Annotated in this window: 3 protein-coding genes; all 3 read left to right on the top strand. The window is 73.2% G+C overall.

Translation table 11 applies throughout. The features are described from left to right. Nucleotides 1-189 precede the first annotated feature (189 nt). The 3 genes from ACZ7BZ_RS27265 to ACZ7BZ_RS27255 all read left to right on the top strand — a co-directional run bounded on the left by ACZ7BZ_RS27265 (nt 190) and on the right by ACZ7BZ_RS27255 (nt 15,427). Nucleotides 190-13,389, top strand: a complete 13,200-nt coding sequence (locus ACZ7BZ_RS27265; RefSeq protein WP_470360627.1) for a protein-glutamine glutaminase family protein — start codon at nt 190-192, stop codon at nt 13,387-13,389. Between the two features lie 101 nt (nt 13,390-13,490). Beyond that, nucleotides 13,491-13,937 carry a hypothetical protein gene (locus ACZ7BZ_RS27260; protein WP_470360626.1) on the top strand — a complete coding sequence of 149 codons (447 nt, stop codon included), beginning with the start codon at nt 13,491-13,493 and terminating at the stop codon, nt 13,935-13,937. Nucleotides 13,938-14,116: 179 nt separating this feature from the next. Continuing rightward, a complete protein-coding gene (locus ACZ7BZ_RS27255; protein ID WP_470360625.1) occupies nt 14,117-15,427 on the top strand; it encodes a carbohydrate-binding protein in 1,311 nt (436 codons plus the stop codon). The last annotated feature ends 20 nt before the right edge of the window (nt 15,428-15,447 follow it).

Below are 15,447 nucleotides of genomic sequence, written 5' to 3'. Positions count from 1 at the left end.
GACCCGCAGCGCCCGGATCCGCAGAACCTGGACCCGAACCGTCCCGACCCGCAGCGCCCGGATCCGCAGAACCTGGACCCGAACCGTCCCGACCCGCAGCGCCCGGATCCGCAGAACCTGGACCCGAACCGTCCCGACCCGAAGAACCCACTGCCGCCCGACACCCCGCCACGTGACCCGAAGCCGGACGTGCCCGGCGGCCAGCACACCCCCGACACGGCCCCGACCCACTCCACCACCGCCTCCGGCCGCCCCTACCACCACGTCGAGGCCCCCGAGCACATCGAGGCGCCCGCCGCCGACGAGCGGCACGCGGCCTGGCAGGACCGGCAGCGCTCCCTCGCCGAGGACCACGACACCCGGCTCGCCGAGGCCGAGGCACGCGAAGAGACCCGCCGCGCCGTCGAGGACCGCCTCACGCAGGGCGCCGCCCGCCTGCCCCGGGAGCTGCGCCCCCTCGTGACACCGGACACGCCGGTGTGGCGCCGGGCAGCGGAGTCCTTGCGGGAGGACATCGAGGCGCGCCCGCACGAGCGGGAGTCGATCCTCGACTCCGCCACGGACCGCCTGGAGCTGGCCGGTGCCCGCGAGCTCGCGCTGACCTTCGCCGTCCGCCGCTTCGACCGGCTGCTGGCCGACCGCGGCCTCGGGCCCGAGCACTCCGGCGACCACACCCGGGCGGAGATCCGCCGCGAGGCCGCCGAACGGTTCCGGACCGACGCCGAACAGGACGTCGCCCAACTGTTCACCGCCCGAACCGACTTCACCCCCGAGCGCAACGCCCTCGCCGCCCGGGCGCTGGAGCGTCGCCTGCGGGAGGCCGCCCGGGACCTGGACCTGCGCCAGGCGCGGGCCGAGGCGATCGGGCAGATCGACCGGGCGGTGGACGACGCCCACTCCCAGTGGTCGACGCAGCAACTCTCCGAGAAGGACCGCGCGCTGCTGGAGGCGGCCGGCGTGCCGCAGGACGTCCGCCTGTCACCCGAGGCCCGCGACCTGATGGCCGACGCCCTGCGGGAACGCATCGAGGACCTGCACGGCGACGACGAGTCCTTCCAACTGATCGAGGAGGAGGGCGAGGCGGGCGGCGAGGAGCTCGCCCCCGTCGACCCGACGCGCCTGGGCCGGACCCGCTTGGACGAGGACTTCCGGGAGGCCCTGGACCGCTACCGCGACGGGCTGTCCCACGACTTCGCCGTCCAGGCGGTCCGCGAGGCCGTCCTGAAACGCTCCGTCGACGCGGTCGACGACGCGGCCGCGGCCTGGAAGGACACCGCCCCCGACCAGTTCGGCCCCGAGGCGCTGCGCGAACTCGGCCTCGCCGACGGCCCCTCCCCGCGCGCGGTCGCCGCCGCCCGAGCCGACCTCGCCCGCCGCACCGACCGCCTGGTCGCCGAGCACACCGCCGCCGACCGCGACCCCGCCCGGCTCAAGGCGGAACTGGACCGGCTCACCTCCCCGGCCGAGGCCAACCGCCTGCTGGCCCTGCACGGCGCCCGCGAGGAGGCGCTGCGCGCCGCCGAGGACACCGCCCGCACCGAGGTCCCGCACGACCTGGGTGGCCCGGAGACCACCGAGCGCGGCGACGACACGGCCGCCGCGGTCGAGACCGCCCTGGGCCGCCCGACCAGCGGCACCCGCACCGAGGGCTCCGACCCCCCCGCCTCCAGCGCCGCCCGACGGGTGCGCGAGGGTTACACCGAGCGGATCCGCGCCGCCTTCGAGGAGTCCTTCCGCTCCCTGCTGCGTGACCCGGACACCGACCACCGCACCCGCCTGACCGAGCAGCTGGAGATCTGGCGGCGCAAGCGCGACCGGCTGACCAGGGGCCTGGAACAGCACGTGGCCTTCGAACGCGACGTCCTGCCCGCCCGCGAGCACGCCGCCGCCGGCTACGACCGCCTCGCCGAGGACCGCCAGGTGCCGGAGGAGGAGATCCGCCGGCTGAAGACCGAGTACGGCGGCGACTTCTTCGACGCCTACCGGGAGCACTGGGCGCCCAAGGACCTGGACGGAGAACGCTGGCGCGACCACGAGGCGGCCAACGAGAACGTCTTCGGCCGCCGCCCCACCGAGTCCAAGCCCGACCCCGAGCCCGAGGCCGACACCAGGCCCGAGCCCGACACCGAGCCGGAGGCCGGCAAGACCCCCGCCGGCCCGCTCACCCCCGCGGGCCCGCTCACCCTCGCCGGCACCCCCCACCCCGCACACGAGGACGGCGACGGACACTCCCGGGACGGCCACGAGGAGCAGCCGGACCACGACGAGCAGCCGGACCACGAGGAGCCGGAGCACACCCACCCGGTGGCGCAGCGCACGCCCGCCCAGGCGCCGGCCACCCCGGCCACCCCGCTCACCCCGGCCCCCGACGAGCCGGCCGCGTCCGCGGGCCCGCTGCTGCCCGCCTCCGCCTGGGCCGACATCCGCACCCTCGCACCGTCCGCCCGGATGGACACCGTCCGCTTCGACCCCCGCGTGCGCGGCCAGGGCGGCCGGGGCGACATCGCCGGCCCCGGGGTGCGCGAGCAGTACGAGAACCGGCAGCGCAGCCTCGGCGGCCTGCACGGCGCCGACACCACCATCCGCTACGACGTCCGGCGCTTCGAGGCCCAACCCGACCACTGGGTCACCGAGTTCACCCTGCGCCTGCACCTGCGCGCCCCCGACGGCCGCCCGCTGCCCGCCGACCGGGCCGCCCATCTGCTCGACCGCGCCCGGGTCGTGCTCGACGAACGCTTCAACGAACACCACCGCCTGCCCGGCGGCGACCAGGTCCACCTGCGCCTCGAAGGCACCCAGGACGCCGCCGACGCCCACCAGGCGATCACCGTCCTGCCCGGCAACGGGCGCAGCAACCAGCTCCACTGGTACGACCGGAGCACACCCGGCGTGCTGCTCCACGAAATGCTGCACTTCCTCGGCCTCCCGGACGAGTACGTCGAGCCGGCGAGGAAGCCGGGCGACGCCTTCGTACTGCGCCGCCGCGACCGCTGGGCGGGCGAGAACGGGGTGATGGGCACCTCGGCCCACCGGGACGACTTCACCGTGCTGTCCCGCCACCTCCAGCGCATCGAGGACGTCCTGCACTCGGGCCCGGTCCTGCGCGACCTGACCCACGGCCAGTACCGCTCCCACCAGGAGACGACGGCGCCCGCCCCGCTGACGGACCAGCACCACCAGAGCGAGAGCGTGGCCGAGAGCGAGGGCCCCGGCCCGCTGCTCCCGCCGAACGGCGCGACCCACACCGCCGAGAACCCCCGCAACACGCCGCCGAGCGCGCCGGTCCCGGTGCACGACTCACAGGTGAACGTCCTGGACCGCGGCCGGCTCTACCACGTCGTCGACGTACCGGGCGACGGCGACTGCCTGCTCCACGCCGTCCTCGCCGGAGCCCGCGGACTCCCGAGCTGGGAGCACGGAGACCTCACCGCCCACGGACTGCGCGAACTGGCGTCCCAGTGGTTCCGCAGCGACGCCGGCGCCCAACTGCGCCACAACGCCGACTCCACCGGCGAGCGACCCGAGGACCGGCTGGAACCCCACGAGCGCGACCAGACCTGGCAGGTGCGCCGCAACCCGGGCGACGAGCAGCCGTCGACACTGTCCGGCAGCGACCTCGAGAACCTGCGCATGAGCGAGCTGTACGACATGGGGCTGCGCAACCGCTCCCTGTGGAACACCTCGTTCTACGACCAGGCGCCGGCCATCATCGCCCACGCCCTCGACCTCCACCTCGTGGTCCACGAGGGCAACGGCCGTACCGAGTTCAACCCCGGAGCCGACGGCCGCGAGGTGCACGTCTACCGAAACCCCGGAGAGGGCCTCGCCGCGCACTACTCGGAGCTGCGCCCCGATGCGCGGGTGACGGAGATGGTGGTCACCGAAGCTGCCGTCGACTCCACGGTGGCGCAGGAGCTGGAGGGGCGTGTCCAGCCCGAGATCACCGTCGTCACCGTGGAGGCCGGGCAGCCGGTCTTCCGGGTGACCGACGCCGGGACGCTGCGGAACTACCTGCTCCAGGGCAAGATCGGCAAGGTCACGAACAACGAGGGCTGGACCCAGCTGGGGCCGGGGTTCTACACGGGCCACGACTTCGATCACGCGGCCTCCTACAGCGACGGCCTCAAAGGCCTGCCGGTGGTCATGGAACTCGTCCTCGGCCGCACGGCCACCGGGCTGAAGGTGGAGAACATCACCGAGGACTGGCCGGAGAAGGATGTCGCGAAGACCCTGAAGGCCTACGACTTCCTCACCGACGGGACGCAGTTCAAGTTCCACCCCCGCTTCTACGAAGGCCTCCTGCCGGCAGAGGTGGAGCCCACGGACAAGCACAGCAAACTGCGGATCGCCGGCCTGAAGGTGAAGCAGGGGGACTTCCTCTGGAATCACTACCGGACCGAGGACTTCGTCCGGGAGTTCGAGGGCTACCGGGTCAAGGCGCACCAGGACAAGGCGAAGCAGAACCCGCTCAACCAGGGCGTCGCGGGCTCCGAGCACAAGCCCGACCCGCTCCCGACGAGCGAGGTCCTGCGCGCCGCGCCGCCCGCCTCCGCCGAGGACCTCAGGCTCATCCGCTACGAGGAGGAGGCCGAGATCTACGAGCGGCGCCTCGCCGCACACCTGCTCGGGCGCGAGGACGTCCAGCACGAGGTCAAGAAGGCCGTGGACCTGGCCTGGAGGATGACCACCGGCGACAAGGACAAGGCCAAGTTCGGCTCCAGGACCACGGGCACCACCGGCATGGTCGGTGTCGACCGGCACATGCTGCAGGAGGTCGTCGACGGCGGCAACCTGCGCGAGCGCATGGCCCTGCTCTACAACGGCTACACCTCCAACCACTTCGCCAAGCTGGTACGGAAGCGGGAACTGCCGCGCCCGGAGCAGCTGAAGCAGGAACGGGCGGACCGCCACGACATCGGCAAGGACGTCGTCAACCCGCTGACCGCGGAGATCAAGAAGGTCTACGGGGAACTGCTGAAGCCGCCCGCCGAGCGCGAACAGACGGTGCCCTTCGCATCCTTCCGCACCGACGAGCCGTACGGGCCCGTCATCGAGCGGATCCGGGACGGCTACGCGGAGTTCCGGAACCGGCAGATACCGGACTGGAAGCGCGCGCGGGAGGTCGAGGACGCTCAGAAGGCCGCGGAGCGCCAGGCCAAGAGCATCCTCGAAACCGACCGCAGCCCCTTCGAGGTGAACCCGCCGCTGGGCCGCGGCGAGTGGTACAGCGCCGTGGACAAGGACGGCCGCCTGGGCTGGCAGCCCGGCGCCAAGTCCTTCCACTACAAGCTCGACTCCAAGCTCCACCAGGACGCCCACGACAGCGGCGGGCTGGTCGCCAGCGGCACCTCCGGCACGGCCTTCGGCATGCTCCAGGCCGTCAAGGAGCTCGCCAGGACGGAGAAGGGGAGGCAGACGCTCGCCGAGATGAAGGCCGAACCGGTCGACTTCGAGCTGCTGAGGCTGGGGCTGCTCGGCTGGATGCTGGAGTCGGACGACCACACCTTCCACGAGATCATGTCCGGCTCCCAGCTGTTCTCCGAGAGCCTCACCCCCGAAGAGCGCGCGGACCCCAACCTCGCCCACACGGACCTCACCTACCGCAACACCTACTCCCGCTACCGCTTCCTCTCCCCGCTGACCGAGCAGCACCTGCGCGACGAGGTCGCGCCGGAGGGGCTCTTCCCGGACGAGCACCTGGTGGGCGAATGGTCCGCCGACGACCCGCAGGTCACCGGCCTCACCCCCGAGGACCAGGACCACCAGGGCGAGCACGACACCGACGGCGGCGGCCTGCGGGACTCCGCCGCCGCGCCGCCGCCGCCCGCCGACCCGGTCGCCGTGGACCTGGCGCGGCGTCATCTGGACGCTGCGGCCCAGGATTCGGTGCTGCACCAGTTCATGGGCTGGATCAAGGGTGGTGGGTATACGAGCAAGCGCGATGAGGAGGGCATGCTCAAGGTCCGGGAGGGGGAGCGGTACGAGTCCCTGCTCGGTGACGTGCAGAGGTTCCTCGACCACGCGCAGGCGTTGCATCCGGCCGAAGGGCAGTCGGCGGGGGAGTCCCTGCGGCTGTACCGGGCGGTGCGGCTGGACTCCGAGGCCCGGGGCCGGGAGGGGTTCACCGAGTTGCTGCCCGCCTCCACCTCCTTCAGTCGGGAGTTCGTCCAGGACTGGATGTCGAACGGGGGCGGGGGTGACAACTACGCGCTGTTCGAGATCCGGGTGCCGCTGTCCCATCCGATGCTGGCGCTGTCGTTCCCGCCGGGCCACACCAGGGCGCAGGGCGACCCGGAGTCGGTGAACGAGAGCCAGTCCGAGGTGACGCTCGGGCCCAGCCGCCTGACGGTGACCGGACGGGAGGAGGCCGGGGGCTTCCACGTCATCCGGGTGGACGCCGAGCCCATGACGGTGGCCGACGTCCGCGCCGAGGTCGACAACTGGACCAGTCCCATGTCGATGCCGGTCGCGTTCGAGAAGTTCACCCGGTTCTACAGTGAGGGCTCGCTGCGGACCGCCTACTCCGGCGTCCTGGAGCCCCACCACCGCATCACGGAGACGTGGTCCGCCGACGGCAGCCGGAAGACCGTCACGATCGAGCACCCCCGTGATCCGCTCGGCCAGTTCGCCGAGGTGACGATCCGTCAAGAAGGCGAGTCCGTCTCGGTCCGCTGGCGCTTCCACGACGAAACGATCTACGGAGAGGAACCGTACGAGGGGGAGCCGATGGTCTACGGCGCCCAGAACATCGGCACTGTGAGCGTGAGCCTGCGCTCGCAGAAGCTGAACGAGAACACCAGCTTCGAGTCGATCGACCTCCCCTACGACTGGTACGACCTCGACCAGGCGCCCGCGGAGGAAGCGGGTCAGCCCCTGGCGGAATCGAACGCCGACGACCTGCGGCAGCCGGCCGCCGCGCCGCCGCTCCCGGAGCACGAGACGCAGGCACCGGAAGCCGGGCCCCTGGTGCCGGCACCGCTCCCGGACCCGCCGGCCGTCGACCGCACCGGCGACCTGCGCGCGGCACTGGTCCACCACGAAACCTCCGGCGCCTACCGGCTGGACGACCCGGGCGCCGACCCGCGGGTCCGGCAGCGGATGGCCGCGGCACTGGACCGCTTCCCGGTCGACGAACGCTTCCTCACCGTGGCGATGCACACCGGCTCCGACGGCGTGCCGCTCTGGAAGGGCAGCCGCCTCACCGAGAGCGAAGCCGCCGACCTGCTCGTCTCGCTGTACGAACGAAGGGTGTGGGACGGGGTCAAGCCCGTTCAGCTGGTGGCCTGTTCGGCGGCCCGCGACGGCGCCCGGTCGTTCGCCGCGGGCACGCTGCGGCACCTGCGCCTGCGCCTGCCCGGCCGGGACCTGGAGGTCTACGCTCCCAGGAGCCTGGCCTGGTTCGCGCCGCCGGTCGCGGGACCGTTCCGCAGCGACCCGCACGGTGTCGGCGCGCTGGTGGTCGGCAAGCAGCTCGCCTTCGACGGCTCCGGCCATCCCGTTCTGGTGGACGGCGGCAACTGGGCGAGCCTGACGGTCCGGCGGGACGCGGCCCCCGACGCCCCGATCACGGTCCGCGACCTCGGCGCCCACCTGCCGGTGGACGCGAGCCTGCCGCCGCGCTCGGCGCCGGCGCCCGAGGGCTACACCGTCGTCCCGGGCGGGGCGTCCCCGGGCGGGGCACTTCCGCGCGAGCGGGAGCTGGCGCCGCAGGACGACGCGGTGGCGTTCTCCGGGCGCCGCAGGCGCAACGACGGGACCGACGACGAGGGTTCGAGTCCGGATCCGGGCGTGGGCCCGAGCTCGGTGAAGCGCGTCCGGCCGAACGACCCGCTTTCGTCCGACGAGGAGATGGCGTCGGCCGAGGACACCGCCAGCGAGCACTCCGAGTCGGACGGCGACAGTGACAGTGACAGCGGCAGCGAGTCCGAGACGGAGGACTACCGCAGCTACCTGGGCAAGGTGAGGGACCGTTCCGACAAACTCAGGGAGCAATGGCGGCGCGCCGACGAGAACGACGACGAGGACGAGATCAACCGGATCAACGCCGAGCAGGAGGTGCTGACGGCCATCCAGAACGTCGGAGTTGTCCGCTCGGTGCGGGCGGCCGACGCACTGCTGGGGCTGCTGCAGAGCGCATCGCTCCCACGGCCCCTGGAACTGCGCGTCCGGCAGGCCGAATTGCGACAGCAGCCCACCGGGCAGCCCTCCGCCGAGCAGTTCCGGCAGCTCCACGCCACGGTGATGAGCCGCTACCGACCCGACGACCCGAACCGCGTCGACGGCTGCGAATTCCGGGCCCACGCGCTGTCCGAGCTCATCAACCTGGCGGCCCCGGCGACCGGCCGGCAGCACCTCGCCAAGATCTGGGCCTATCCCGAGGGCGAGCACGGGCACCTCCACCAGCGACACAGGTGGAATCACCACGTCGCGGTGCTGGTCGAGACGGCGGCCGGGGAACGGGTGATCGACCCGCTGCTCTTCCCCGACGGGGAGGCCACCCTGAAGGAGTGGCGTGACATGCTCGCCGTGCCCGGACAGGGGACGCCGCTGACGCACAAGGCGCCGTGGGAGTTCTTCGGCGGCCCGGACCGGAAGGGCCTCCTGGCCGGCGATTCCGCCGTCCTGATCGACGACGCGACCAGGACGCAGATCGACGCGCGCAAGCACCCGGACCTGACCCCGATCGAGGGCGCGTTCGCCTTCGGCACCGACGAGACCGCCGTGGACCTGGCCCGGCGTCACCTGGACGCCGCCGCCCAGGACCCGGCGCTGCACCAGTTCATGGGCTGGATCAAGGGCGGCGGGTTCACGAGCAAGCGCGACGACGAGGGCATGCTCAAGGTCCGGGAGGGGGAGCGCTACGACTCCCTGCTCGGCCAGGTGCAGACCTTCCTCGACCACGCCCAGGCGTTGCACCCGGCCGGGGCGCAGCCGGCGGGGGAGTCCCTGCGGCTGTACCGGGCGGTGCGGATGGACTCCGAGGCCCGGGGCCGGGAGGGGTTCACCGAGCTGCTGCCCGCCTCCACCTCCTTCAGCCGGGAGTTCGTCCAGGACTGGATGTCGAACGGGGGCGGGGCCGACAACTACGCGCTGTTCGAGATCCGGGTGCCGCTGTCCCACCCGATGCTGGCGCTGTCGTTCCCGCCGGGCCACACCAGGGCGCAGGGCGACCCGGAGCCGGTGAACGAGAGCCAGTCCGAGGTGACGCTCGGGCCCAGCCGCCTGACGGTGACCGGACGGGAGGAGGCCGGGGGCTTCCACATCATCCGGGTGGACGCCGAGCCCATGACGGTGGCCGACATCCACGCCGAGGTCGAGAACTGGTCCAGCAGCACGTCGATGCCGGTCGCCTTCCAGGGGTTCGCCCGGTTCTTCAGCGACGACTCGATGCGGGCCGCCTACCCCTACGACCTCGGATCGGACCACCGCATCACGGAGACGTGGTCGCCCGACGGCCTGCAGAAGACCGTCCGGATCGAGCACCGCAAGGAGGAACTGAGGCACCAGTTCACCGAGGTGACGATCCGTCAAGAAGGCGAGTCCGTCACGATCCGCTGGCGCTCCAGCGACGATGCGCCGGTCGACGGAGGCGAGCCGTACGAGCGGGAGCCGATGGTCTACGACGCCGCGAACATCGGCGACGTGAGCGGAAGCCTGCGCGGGCAGACGCTGGCCGAGCACCCCAGCTTCGAGATCCTGGACCTCCCCGCCGACTGGTACGCCCACGATCCCGCGCCCCGGGCGGAGGACGTCGGCCAGCCGCTGTCGGCCTTCGGCGCCACCGCCGCGGGCTGGCGGATCGGCCCGGGCGACGTGTCACCGGCGGAACGCGACGCCCTGCGGCAGTTCCCCGAACAGCCCGGGGTGTTCGTCGTGCCCGTGCACACCGACGAGGCCACTGGCCTGCCGGTCGGGCCCGACGGCACGCTGTCGGCCTACCAGACGGCGGGCGTCCTGGTCGACCTGCGCCGCTCCGGAGTCTGGAACGGCACCGACACGCTGCAGTTCGTGGCGTGCAACCTGGGGAGCGGCCCGGGCCGCGACTTCCTCGTCGAAGTGATGCTCCAGCTCGAGGAGTTGGGCCTGGGGACCAACGCGCTGGCCGGGACCGGGCCGGTGTACTTCGCCCCGCGCGAGGGCGGCCCCGGGCACCTGGTGGTCGCCTCCGCCCTCGGGTTCACCGAGGACGGCCACCCGGTCATGGTCGGCGGCGACCACTGGCGGGAGTTCCGGGCGGTCCGGGACGACTCCGGTGCCGTCCAGGTCCAGGTCGAGGACCGCCGGGCCCACCGGGCACCGGACGGCTCCTTCCACGACCACCCCGAGGGCTACGGACTGGTCGACTCGGTGGACCCGGCGCGCCACAACGACCAAGCGGTGCGCTTCGCCCAGCCGACCGAGGAACAGACCGACGCCGGGACGCAGATGTCACTACGGCACCTGACCACCGCCGCGCCCGGCAGCGACCTGCGCACGTTCATGGGACAGATCCGCGCCGGAGCCTTCACCAACCTGCGCAACCCGGCGGGCCGGCTGATCCACCGGGAGGGCACGGCCACCTACGCCACGATGATGGGCAACCTGGAGAGGTTCTTCGCCCACGCGCAGGACCTCCTGCCCCCGGCGGGGCAGCCGCACGCCGAGGCGACCCTGCTGCTGTACCGCGCGGTGCGGATGTCGGAGCAGACGCGGGAGCAGCAGAGCTTCACCGAGATCGTGCCCTCCTCCACCTCCTACGACCGGCAGTTCGTCCAGGAGTGGATGTCGAAGCCCGACGGCTACGCGCTGTTCGAGATCCAGGTGCCGCTGTCCCACCCCATGCTGGCGCTGTCCTACCCGCGGGAGCGCATGCTCCCGGGCGGCCCGGCGGAGGTCAACCCGGGTCAGTACGAGGTGACCCTCGGCCCGACCAGGCTGACGGTGACCGGACGGGAGGAGGACGGCCCCTTCCACGTCATCCGGGTGGACGCCGCGCCCATGACGCTCCACGACGTCACGGAGACGATCGCGGGCTGGACGAACGACACCCCTATGGAGCACGCGTTCGACCTGTTCGCCGGGTTCTACGGCGAGGCCGCGCTGCGCGCCGCCTACCCCGACGACCTGCGGGCCGACCACCGCATCACCGAGCGGCAGTCCGCGGACGGCCGGGAGAAGACGATCGAGATCACCCCGTCCCACCCGAAGCTGACCGGTCAGAGCGTGACGGTGCACCTCAGGCTGGCGCAGGACGGGGCGCTCACGGTCGAACTGCACAACAGCGTCGACATCGCCGAGGGCGACGCTCCGGCGGTGTTCCGGTACACCGCCGAGAACATCCACGAGGTGAGTGCCTACCTGGAGGAGGGCACGCTGGCGAAGACCGCCCCCTTCGACACGATCAACCTCCCGGCGGACTGGTACTGGACCGACCCGGTACCGGCCGCGGGCGAAGTCGGCGCGCCCCTGAGCGCGTTCGGCGGCCCCGGCCACGGCTGGTGGCTCGGGAACCCGGATCCGTCGCCGGCGGAGAGGTACGCCCTGGAGCGCTTCCCCACGCAGGAGGGCGTGTTCACGCTGCCGGTGCACACCGACCCCGACACCGGCAGGCCGGTGCTGGACGGCGAGGAACTGACCGAGGACCGGGTCGCCGGGATCCTGGCCGGGCTGCACGCGGGCGGTGTCTGGAACGGCACCGACCGGCTGCAGTTCGTCTCCTGCAACCTCGGGAAGGCGCCCGGCCTCGACTTCGTCACCGAGGTGATGCGCCAGCTCGGCCTCGCCGACCTGGGCAGCAGCGCGCTGGTCGCGACGGGCCCGGTGTACTTCTCCCCGCGGGTGGACGGCACGGACGGCCCCGGCCACCTGGTGGTCGCCTCCGAGGTCGGCTACACGGCCGACGGCGTGCCGGCCATCGTCGCCGGCGGGCACTTCCGGGAGGTCACCCGGCCCACGGCGGACGGCCCGACGCCCCCGGTCGTGGACCGCGGGGCCCACCTGCCCGCCCCCGCCCACCCGGAGCGGGACCGGGAGCGCCCCGAGGGCTACGAGAGCGCCGAGCCGGGCACCCTCGATCCGAACCGAGAGCTGGAGGGCGCGCTGCCGTTCGGGAGGAAGAGCGGGAAGAAGGCCGCTGTCAGCCTCCCCGACACCAACTCGGCGGAGGGGGTCGAAAGCGCGCTGTCGGGCAGGCCGGTGCCGGCCGACGCGCCGGAGGCGGCGAAGCCGGAGGAGACGACGGTAGCGAAGGGCGAGGAGAGGGCCGACGACCCGGAACCCGCCGCCGAAGAGGTGGCGAAGCCGGAGGGGACGGTAGGGAAGGGCAAGGAGAGGGCCGACGACCCGGAGCCCGCCCCGGTGAAACCGGAACCGGATCCCGACTCCGAGGCCGCGGCGAAGCTGGTCCTGAACGACACCCTCCTCGACCTGCTCTTCGCCGAGAAGGACAAGAGCGTGACCTATGCCGTCATGGGCCTGGAGTTGAAGGGGAACAAGAGCTGGCACACGCCCACGGCCGTCACCAGCGGGGACCATTCCCTCGACAGGAACGGCCGGGCGCTGCAGGCCGCCCTGCGGTGGGGGCGGACGAACGACCTGGATACGCAGCGCTACGACGCCGAGGTGAAGGGGCTGACGGGGGCCTACCGACAGATGGAGGAGTGGGGGTTCACGCAGGTTCCCCATCCCTCGGGGAAGTCGCGCGGCAAGCCGCCGGAGAAGGCCGCTGCGCGGCCCGGCGCCGAACTGCCCCCGCAGCCCGAGGGCGTCCTCGCAGTGCTCTCCTCCCGAGGCACGTGCGACAGCTGCAAGTCCGTCGTCAAGGACTTCCAGGAGGCGTACCCGGGGGTCAGCGCCTACGTGGGGTACGCGACCCAGACCTGGCTCAAGTCGACGTTGTCGGAGGGAGAACGATGGATCACGAAGAACGGCCAGGAGGTGCTGCGCAAAATCGACTACGGCTGGGCGGAGACGATCGGGCTTAACTCCGCCAACAAGTCCGTGCCCAAGGGGGAGAAGATCGTCTTCAAGTACTTCCCCTCGAAGAACGGTGAGGCCGCCTGGAACCAGCGGCTCCTGGACCGGGCGGCCGAGGAGAAGGCCGCGAGAGAGGCCGCGGAGCAGCGGGCGGCCGAGGAGAAGACCGCGAGAGAGGCCGCGGAGCAGCGGGCGGCCGAGGCCAATGCCGTGAACGTGGTCAACCAGGGGGTCAAACCTGCGGCGGCCCGGGCGGTCATGGCGTTCGCCGCGGCCTACGAGGGGCAACGGGAGGACTTCGTCGCCAAGCTGCACAAGAAGATGCAGGCGGGCGGCCTGGCGTGGCCGAAAAAGCTCCCCCCTGAGCTGCAGAAAGCCCTCCTGCTCTGGTACAAGAAGGACCCCAGGCCCGACCTCACGGGCAGCGCCGGCTGACCGGGTAGGCGCCCCGCCCGGTGAACGCCGCCCGCGCCGGCGCCGTTGACCCGGGTGAGGGCGCCCCGGCCGGGGCGCCGGCAGGCGAGCGGGAGCAGGACGTGGATCAGCAGCAGGAGCGCGCGGCGGCGCCGGACTTCCGCCTGGCGGCGGTGTTCGACCTGGTCGACCCGGTGACCGGGCCGGGCTTCTCGCCGGACCACCCGCTGGTGCGGGACGCGGCGCAACGGGCCGCGCTGGTCGGGTACCTGAGGTCCGGGGCGGAGGTGCTGGTGACGCCGATGCTGATGGACGACATCTTCGACACTTCCCGCCGGGGCGCCGTCCCGATGAACTACCGCACCGACGGCGAGTGGATCTGGACCGACACCGTCGCCTACTACCTGGAGGAGTACGACCTCGCCCCCGAGCCCGGGCTGCTCGCCCACCTGCGCGAGCGCACCGGGCCGTGCCCGCAGCCGTCACCGCAGACCCTCCAGCGGGCGGTCGACTTCGTCCTCCACCCGCCGCGCCCCGCCGAGCCGGCCTGGCGCCTGGAAACCGGCTGAACCCTGCGGTGCGTGCCGCCCGTCGTGTGGGGGAGGGGCGGTTCCCGTCGCGCGGCCGGTGCGGCGGGGCGGGGCCGGACCCGTCGAGCGTCGTCGTCGAGGGCCAGGGAGCGCGGGTGGGCAGGGAACGGAGTGCGCGGGGGAGCGGGTCGTCGGGCGGGGGCATCCAACTGCCCGCCGTGGCCTGGGAAGTCCCCGAGCCGGCCGCCGAGGCCGGGGCGCCGGGTGCGGGCGCGGCCCGTACCGAGGAGCAGGCGCCCGCGGCGGTGGGTGCCGCCGGGGCGGTGGGTGCCGCCGGGGCGGTGGGCGCCGCCGGGGCGGTGCCCCCGGTCGCCGGGAGCGGCGCGGCGCAGGCGTCGGCCGGGCAGGCCCGGCCCGGGGTGAGCGCGGTGCCCGCGCCGGCCGGTGCCGCGGAGGGGGAGGGCGCCGGGCGGCGCATCCCCAAGCCGATGGTGGCCGCGGCGGTGATCGCCGGCCTGGTGCTGGTGGGGGTGCCGCTGGGCATCTCCGGCTTCGGCGGGGACGGCCCCGGCACGCCCGGTGCCGACGGCCCGCCGCCCGCCGGGTTCTCCCAGCCGGACGGCGGCGGCAACGGGTACGTGCCCGGCGCCGACGGGCCCGGGAACCCGCCCGGCGACCAGCCGCTGCAGCCCGGCCAGCCCGGTGAGCCGGGCCAGCCCGGACAGCCGGCCGGCCCGCAGCCCGGCGAGGGCGCCGGCGTGCCCGCCGCCGCGGCCGCCGGAGTCGCCCTGCCCGGCATCGGCGCCGACCAGGGCGGCGGCCAGGGCACCACGGCCCCCGGCCACACCGCCGCCGGCGCACCCGCCGGCCCCCAGGGCGGTGGCCAGAACACCGGCCAGAACACCGGCCAGGGCGCCGGGCAGGGCAGCGGCCAGGGCTCCGGCGCGGCCCAGACCCAGCCGCAGCAGCCCGCCAAGCCCCAGCAGCCGGCCCCGCCCCCGGCCAAGCCCGCCCAGCCCGCCCCGCCGCCCGCGCCCACCTACAGCGGCGTCGCCGGCCCCGGCTGCGGCGGGTCCACCTCCATGCAGCGCAACGGCTGGTACGACGACGGGCAGAAGGGCTGGCGCAACAACTCCGGCGGCTACACCGGCGACGGCTGCGGCGGCGGCTTCGCCTCGATGCCGATGTCCGGCCGGGCCGACAAGGACGACAGCAGCAACTCGGTGGTGTGGACCTTCAACACCGGCTCGCTCACCACCGGCACCTGCCGCCTGTCGGTGTACGTCCCGAACAACGGCGACATCAAGGCCGTCGGCGGCGCCCCGACCTACTACACCGTGCAGAACCAGTCCTTCCTCGTGAACCAGGTCTCCTACCGGGGCCAGTGGGTCTCGGCGGGCACCTTCCCGCTCAGCGGCGGCCGGATCGCCGTGGTGATGCACAGCCGCGGCCAGGACTGGGTCGGCGACAGCGTCAAGACCTACGCCCACCACGCCGCCTCCGCCGTCAAGGCCGACTGCACCGGCTGACCAGCCCCACCCCCGTACCA

This window comes from Kitasatospora sp. NPDC036934 (assembly GCF_055608425.1).
This window is presented reverse-complemented; position numbering and strand designations above follow the sequence as displayed.